Annotated in this window: 6 protein-coding genes and 2 pseudogenes; 3 read left to right on the top strand and 5 right to left on the bottom strand. The window is 57.1% G+C overall.

Going from position 1 to position 6,739, the window contains the following annotated elements; all coding sequences use genetic code 11:
- Positions 1 to 372, top strand: a pseudogene (locus tag NKI61_RS31940) (ATP-dependent DNA ligase); the annotation flags it as partial.
- Positions 373 to 828: 456 nt separating this feature from the next.
- Positions 829 to 1,134 carry a hypothetical protein gene (locus NKI61_RS31935; protein ID WP_023740338.1) on the top strand — a complete coding sequence of 102 codons (306 nt, stop codon included), beginning with the start codon at positions 829 to 831 and terminating at the stop codon, positions 1,132 to 1,134.
- Positions 1,135 to 1,371: 237 nt separating this feature from the next.
- Here NKI61_RS31935 and NKI61_RS31930 read toward each other — a convergent pair whose 3' ends face one another.
- The 4 genes from NKI61_RS31930 to NKI61_RS31915 form a co-directional block, all read right to left on the bottom strand.
- Positions 1,372 to 2,043, bottom strand: a complete 672-nt coding sequence (locus NKI61_RS31930; RefSeq protein ID WP_352842315.1) for a hypothetical protein — start codon at positions 2,041 to 2,043, stop codon at positions 1,372 to 1,374.
- 373 nt (positions 2,044 to 2,416) lie between these two features.
- A complete protein-coding gene (locus NKI61_RS31925) occupies positions 2,417 to 2,665 on the bottom strand; it encodes a hypothetical protein (protein ID WP_023748970.1) in 249 nt (82 codons plus the stop codon).
- 242 nt (positions 2,666 to 2,907) lie between these two features.
- The gene (locus tag NKI61_RS31920; RefSeq protein ID WP_023740342.1) at positions 2,908 to 3,441 is read right to left on the bottom strand and encodes a J domain-containing protein; all 534 of its coding nucleotides are present in this window, start codon (positions 3,439 to 3,441) and stop codon (positions 2,908 to 2,910) included.
- Positions 3,442 to 4,135: 694 nt separating this feature from the next.
- Complete coding sequence (locus NKI61_RS31915; protein WP_245271926.1) at positions 4,136 to 4,465, bottom strand: hypothetical protein; 330 nt, start codon at positions 4,463 to 4,465, stop codon at positions 4,136 to 4,138.
- Between NKI61_RS31915 and NKI61_RS31910 the strand changes: the two are divergent.
- Positions 4,449 to 5,323, top strand: a pseudogene (locus NKI61_RS31910) (ATP-dependent DNA ligase). The gene NKI61_RS31915 and the pseudogene NKI61_RS31910 overlap by 17 nt on opposite strands.
- Positions 5,324 to 6,277: 954 nt before the next feature.
- Here NKI61_RS31910 and NKI61_RS31905 read toward each other — a convergent pair.
- Complete coding sequence (locus tag NKI61_RS31905) at positions 6,278 to 6,571, bottom strand: helix-turn-helix domain-containing protein (RefSeq protein ID WP_352842314.1); 294 nt, start codon at positions 6,569 to 6,571, stop codon at positions 6,278 to 6,280.
- Positions 6,572 to 6,739 lie beyond the last annotated feature (168 nt).

Raw genomic sequence — 6,739 nt, 5'->3', positions numbered from 1 at the left:
GTGTCGAAGCGGAAGGGCAGCAAATACCGAAGCGGTCCGTCGACCAACTGGCTGAAGGCCAAGTGCTATGCGATTGACGAGTTCGATCTGCTCGGCGTCGAGCGTGAAGCTGGCAAGCCGGCTTTCGCTCTCATGGCCGAGCGGGGCACAGGGCGCTATGTCGGCAGCGCGTTCGTCACCTTGAACCGGGAAATGCGCGAGAGGCTATGGAAACGCGTCCAGGAGCACCCAGGCACGGCGCCCAAGGGCATCATGAAGCGGCCAGCGACGCAATGGATCAAGCCAGGGCTGATCGGTCGTGTGAAGCACCTGCGCGGCGAGGATGACCTGCGGCATGCATCGCTGCAGGACTTCCACGAGGAGAACAAATAGCAGCTCCACAACTGGTCATCGCTTTTGCGAGAGGCGCGCATCCTAACGCCGCAAAGGCGGAGCTGAACGCGATACCGCAGGAACTCGCCTCACGCTTGTCAACGGTTAACACGGCTAAGAACGCCTAACACAATTCACTTCGTCACTGTCATTGCCAAGAATAGGTATGGAGTTTTTAGATATTCATTCATCTATTCGTGCTTCTAATGAGCTATGTCTTTCAGCATCTTCACCCGGATCTGGTTTGGAGGATGTCGTGGTCACGATCATAATTAATGCCGACAGCGGAGGTTTCCGCATGGCACATCTTACGGCCGATACGCGTATCTGATCGCGTTCCCGTTTTTCGATCAATACCCAATCAATCACTCAACGACCACACCGTCCCGCTGGTTGCGAGCTAAAACACCGCCGGCCTTGGTTTGAAAAATGGGCTGACAGCCTTGGAGGCGCATTATGACAAAGATCTTTGATATCCTGGTGGGAAGCATGGCCATTGGAGCCGTTCTCGCAAATCTTTGCATGCCGGCGAACGCCGCAGTTGGCGACGACGGAACCACTGCACCCATTGGCACGAGCGGTGCCACTGTCGGAACCGAGTCCCCCGACAATCCGACCAATACGGATCTGACTCGCATTGTCGACGCTATGTCGAGCGCCGAAATCACTCGGTTCAAGAAGCGCTGCATCGACGTGATCGAGAGCCGGGGCGCTTATGATCGTGACCTGCGCCAGCTCTGCCTGCTGATCTGGCGCCACTAACCAATCGTTCGCAAGTGCCGGAGCTGTCGACATGACACTCTCCAGTTCCGACACTGGAGGCCCGCCCACCGAAAGGTTGGCGGGCTTTTAGATAGCGGCCCTTACCCTACGGTTGGGTAAGTGTTTCCGCCCGATTACCGCGCCGCATCCCGCTCCATCGCGATCTTCACTGCACTTCCCAATCAATCCCACCGTCTGAGTCCGAATGCTTGGCCCTGAAGGTTTCAAGATAGTCGACTATTGAGGGTCGTTCGGGTCCAATGCTTGCCAATGTGGATCATCGTCGACGTTGGCCAGATCAAGAAATTCGGTGATGTCCACCCCGCCATTGAGGGCGGCAACGCCAGAGTTCAAAACCAAATATCTCAGGTTGAAGTCAACGCGAAAATCGGGTGACCGGAAGAACTTGGCCCTGCCGCAATTCGCGAAGGGCCGGGCTCGGAAGTGGTCCATCAGGCGCTGCTTTTCAGCAATACCTTCAGTCACTGAAAGCACGTATATTTCCGGCCGTGACAGGCTTTCGTTGATCGGGCCGGCCGGCTTTCTCATGGCGCCCCAGAGATGAGGCAAGCCAATCGCAGAGAAGAAATCCTGGCCGATCGGTTCGCCGGGCCAAAATTTGGCGTTGTATGGTCGAACGACAACACGATCGCGCCGAGTGCCGCAACAAACGGTCGCAGGATTTCCTGGAAATCGAGTTGATATTCCGCGACTTCGATGGGGCCCGTAAGGTAGTCTTTGACGCATGCGAATACACGCTCTCAAGCAAGTGATCGAAGCGCCGCAGATAAAACACCACTTCACCTCGGCGCCAACATCCAACAGGCCTTCGAAAAAGGATGGATGAGCGCTTGCTCTAGAAAATTGCTCGCCTGACATTAGTGCGGTTTCTAAATGCTTTAGATCCATCGCGGCCTCCCTTCCGGCGAAGGGATTTATTCACTCTTTTTTTGCAAAGGAGGTTCAAAGGTACGGTTTCGTACAGGGGAGGCCCCCGGCCTAATCGGCCAACATTGAGCGTGGTCGGCGCTGTCGGGGGCAACGTTACAGTTGGGTGACGTGACGGTGCCGACCACACTGGAGAGTGGCATTAACCACACCCCGATCCTACCCGCAGAATGACAGCGCAGCAATTAAGCCTGATGGTCTAATCCGCGCTGCAACCATAACCCGATTTAAACTCGGTCCCTTCCCGAGTGCCCGTATGAGTTTGAGCTGTGAAGCACCTGCGCGGCGAGGAGGACCTCCGCCACGCCTCACTGCAGGACTTCCGCGAGGAGAACTAGCCCGGAGGCTTCTCCCGCGGCTGTGCCGGTCCTGTCATGTTCGGCTGGATGAATGGCGCCCTCTTGCCGGTAATGGTCTGAACCGACTTCAACAGCGGTCGATGGACCTCACGTAGAGCTTGGTAGTGCTCGCTGTGATACGCCAGGAGCGGCCCGACGATGCCCTTGTGCAGCGCTTCGGCTGCCGCGATGAAGCGCTCGATTTCAGCCCGGGAAAGCTGTTCGGAAGGTTTGGTTCTGGCCATTGGCGATCTCCGCTTGAGGGGGTCGCCGCAACGAGGACTACAATCCTACATGCCGGACTGCCTCACAATAGGGCTCGCTGGCCTACTTCGAGGGAAGCGATAGGACCAGCGTCAGCATGATCCTCATTGCCCCCGTCCGCAAGCGGCCACCGAAGACCCTATTTCCTCAGCCTATCTGGTCTCGGCAAAATGACGCGCGAGGCTCCCCTGGAGCCTTGCGGAATCTTGGGCAGATACCCTCTCTATTCTCTACTCAGGAGCCGAATGCTGGTATCGCGACGCAGTTCGGAATCGGCGCGATCGACGCCTTCAACCGTGATCGCGATTGTCCCGTTCTCAATTCTTGCAATCCACCCCTTTGCCTTCATGTACCAGAGATGAAACTCCAGATGCTCTGGTGGACAGCCTAACAACCGTTCGATTTCGACGTCGCCAATGCCCGGATTGCCGACATCCTGGCGGCGCTTCACATAGAGCAGCGAAAGCAGTTTGGCCTGGACCAAAGCGTCCTTCTCGACCCCTTTGGGGTCGCTTGCCTCCTCGACCAATTTAAGCCGCTCACCGGCATGCTCTCGATAGGAGATATCGTACTGGGCGCGCTTAACGGGATCCCTCAAGACGTTGTGTGCTTCTACTATTTCGCTGAAGCGGGCTTCGTTTCCAGTTTGCTGATTGTCGGGATGATAGCGCATCGCAAAGTAGCGGAATATTCGCTCAAGTGTCTCCGAGTTGGCGTTTGGGCTGATCTCCAAGAGTTCGTAGTAATCGACGAACAATGCGCTGCTCCCTCAAACATCGCTCGACAGCCGCGGGGGCCGACCGCCTACATGGCGATGCAGTGCCCTCACTCGTCGAGTTCATATACGGACAATACATTGCGCCCGGGGTCAAGATGAGCGGGAGCTAATGGACGTCAGCCAAGGCGGCTCCCGCGCGGGTGCAACGAAAATGGCCGGCGCCGCAGTGGGAGATTGCCTGATCAGCGCCGGCCGGACGGTAATCAGGTCCGCCGCAACACAAGCGATATCTGATTCTTGACGTTACGTCATGCGTCTGGCGGGGCTCTGTAAGGACGTTGGAGATACAGTCGAAGGTCGCTTCCGTGACCAGATTCTAGATCGAACCGGATTCGATGTGAATCATCCCCTCGGAACATTGTAGCCTCGAAACACTTCGGGCGTTGCACTGCCCCATCAGTGCACCGTTCCCTTCTGTTGGAACTGGCCGGCTGCCGAAAGGTGGCCGGCTTTTTTGCGTTTGGGAACACAGCGGGCCTTTTGCCGTTTGGTGCAATGGAACAGCTTCGCAGCCAGATGCAGGTATTCGCAGATCCGGGCCTGTGGGTCGCCTTGGCGGCAGTGCTGATCCCTTATGGGATTGGTGTCGCACTGCTTCTGTGGGTAGCCGGTTGACGGACCTGCCGGCCGAAAGCTTTTGCGCAAGGCAAAACAGCGGGTCGTCACGGTGTGTCTAGGACTTGATGCTTGGGGACGGTGGTTTCACCATCACGCGCAGTTGCATCTGGTCGATCGTTGCGACGATGGCAGCAGCCAGCGCTTCCGCCTCATCCATGAGCCCCGGCCCATAGAGACCGTTCACCGCTTCCTCGCTGGGCAGCACGCCAGGCGGGCAGTGGTCCTCAATTGTGCGCCGGATGAGCGTCAGCGCTGCCCGGCATTCGTCGGCTTCGATCTTCATACCCTTCAAACATGCAATTCGTCTAAAATGTTCCGGAACCGATTTCAGGCTGGCGGCTTGAATCGCCGGGTGTGGGTCAGTGTGCATGCGTTTGAAGTTCATCGAGCCGTTAATGCCGACCTTGGTGGAGAAGCCTCCCGAGGGCGATGGATGGACTCATGAGGTGAAGTTCGACGGCTTCGTTCCCAGATGATCATCGACGAGGACGGCACGCGGATCTACACCCGTCGCGGGCTCGACTGGACAACCAAATACCGCGACATCGTGGCTGCAAGCGCAGAGCTCGGCGCCGAGAGCGCAATCATAGACGGAGAAATCATCGTCCTGAACGAAGCCGGCCTTTCCGACTTCGCCGCGCTGCGCAAGGCGATCACACGCCGGCAGCACGACCTCTATTTCGTTGCCTTTGATCTCCTCTATTTGAACGGTCACGATCTGCGGGAAATGGACCTCGAAGACCGTCGCGAAATCCTGGAAGGCCTCATCTTCCCTGATGACCGCATCCAGTTCAGCCAGGCGCTGCCCGGTGACGCAAAAGCCATATTCCACCTGATCGATGAAGCCGGCCTTGAGGGCATGGTATCGAAGCGCCGTGACAGCAAATAGCGCAGCGGCCGGTCGACAGCCTGGCTGAAGATCAAAAGCTACATGGTGGAGGAATATGATTTGCTAGGCGTCGAGCGGGAACCCGGCAAGCCGGCCTTTGCGTTGATGGCCGATCGGAAAACCGGGCAGTATGTCGGCTCAGCGTTCATCAACTCCAGCCAGGCAATCCGCGAACGGCTATGGAAGCGCGTCCAGGAGCACGCTGGGCCGGCGCCGAAGGGCATGAAGCGGCCGGCGACACAGTGGGTTAAGCTCGGCATCATCGGCCGCGTGAAGCACTTGCGTGGTGAGGAAGATTTGCGGCACGCTTCTCTGCAAGATTTTCGAGAGGACGACACAGATAGCGGTGGCTAAGAAGGATCAGGAGCGTGCCACCTATGCGTGGATGTACGGTGCTCAAGCGCAGAAGGACGGCAAGGAGCGCGCCGCCCCGCCTTACTGGCAGGAGCATGCCGACGCCTGGCTACAAGGCTTGACGGTGTGCCGATGGCCGGTTTGGGCAAGAGCAAGACGGTCAGCGACGAGATGGAAGCCGAGGTCGACGAAGCCGCCGTCGAGCGCCCCGACGAATAGCCATTTTCGTTTTTGATTGAAGAAAGGGTTTCGTAGGGCCCATAAAGATTGCGTTTACCATTGCCTTTTGGGGGGATGCGATGGGTGCAACGCCCCTAGATATCGCTCAAGCGGCCACTGCGACTACGGCCACCTTGCTGAAGTGGCAGAAGGAACGGATCCGTCTGAATCTCGACAAGTTCGTGCGGCTTTAATTTTATCGGTCGCGCGGCTTTGCCGGTTCTGTCACCATTCCACTGGATGAACTGTGCCTTCTGGCCGGTGATACGAGCCCTTGAGCTACGGCTGAGTCTGGTGAGGCCACTGCGACTAACCGGGATCGAGGGCCAACGAACAGCTTGCCTGCCCTCCTCAGCATTTGGACTTAGGTCTGATCCCTCCGCGTAAATGGCCGAGCCGCGAAACATTTCACCTTCTACTTTGTTGCATTGGCCGTGCCGCTTAGGAGAACATACACAGTGCCTCTATCAAATGAACTGCGCGACGTACCTATAGAATTCCAATGTCCCTCCTGTTCGTGCCCAATGGTGAGAAGGGGATCCTGGCTGAAAACGATTGCCGGTTTCAACTGCGATAGCTGCAGATCCAGAGTGCGGATCGGCTACGAAGAGAAGCTGGCCATATTCGACCGGCACCTTAGAAAGGTGAGCGCAGCACAAATTCAGTGAACAACCGCCCTTGTTAGCGGCCGCTTTAGAGATCGGGTTGCAGAGGAGGGTACACGGGCTTTTCTCCTTATCCTTTTTTCTCCCTGCGGCGCCACTGTCTATTATCGGTGGCGAGGCTGCTATCACCTTCTGAGCGGGCTAACGATGGAGTGCCTTCGACTGTGAAGATGATTCCGGCGTCTTCAAACGCTTTGCGGACGGCCGCGATGTTGTGGGGACGCGCTCTCCTGAAGCCGTTCTCAAGATCGCTGATCACCATTTCGCTAACATTGGCCTTTGCGGCAAGTCGCACACGCGACCAGTTCAGTAGGGCTCGTGCTGCTCTGGATTGATCTGCTGAGAGTAAGGTTCGGCTGTCCATAAACAGTCGAACATTCAATATCGCTAAAATGTTCCTCTTGACCTTCTGCGATTTCTAACGGCGTGAGGCCGGCCTCTCGGGTAACGCGGCGGGGCTTTCCAATAACTTTGCGGAACGCTGATCGTCACGCCGCAACGTCTTCTTTTTCGGCTTGGTCTTCTCAACCAG

The sequence above is a fragment of the Mesorhizobium sp. M0514 genome (genome assembly GCF_040321145.1).
GTDB lineage: Bacteria > Pseudomonadota > Alphaproteobacteria > Rhizobiales > Rhizobiaceae > Mesorhizobium.
The sequence above is the reverse complement of the archived record's forward strand: the minus strand, read 5'-3'. Positions and strand labels throughout refer to the sequence as shown.

Coding starts and splice junctions, on each gene's coding strand:
- NKI61_RS31935 (WP_023740338.1), top strand. CDS start 829: ATGACAAAGATCTTTGATATCCTGGTGGGAAGCATGGCCATTGGAGCC.
- NKI61_RS31930 (WP_352842315.1), bottom strand. CDS start 2,043: ATGGATCTAAAGCATTTAGAAACCGCACTAATGTCAGGCGAGCAATTT.
- NKI61_RS31925 (WP_023748970.1), bottom strand. CDS start 2,665: ATGGCCAGAACCAAACCTTCCGAACAGCTTTCCCGGGCTGAAATCGAG.
- NKI61_RS31915 (WP_245271926.1), bottom strand. CDS start 4,465: ATGAACTTCAAACGCATGCACACTGACCCACACCCGGCGATTCAAGCC.
- NKI61_RS31905 (WP_352842314.1), bottom strand. CDS start 6,571: ATGGACAGCCGAACCTTACTCTCAGCAGATCAATCCAGAGCAGCACGA.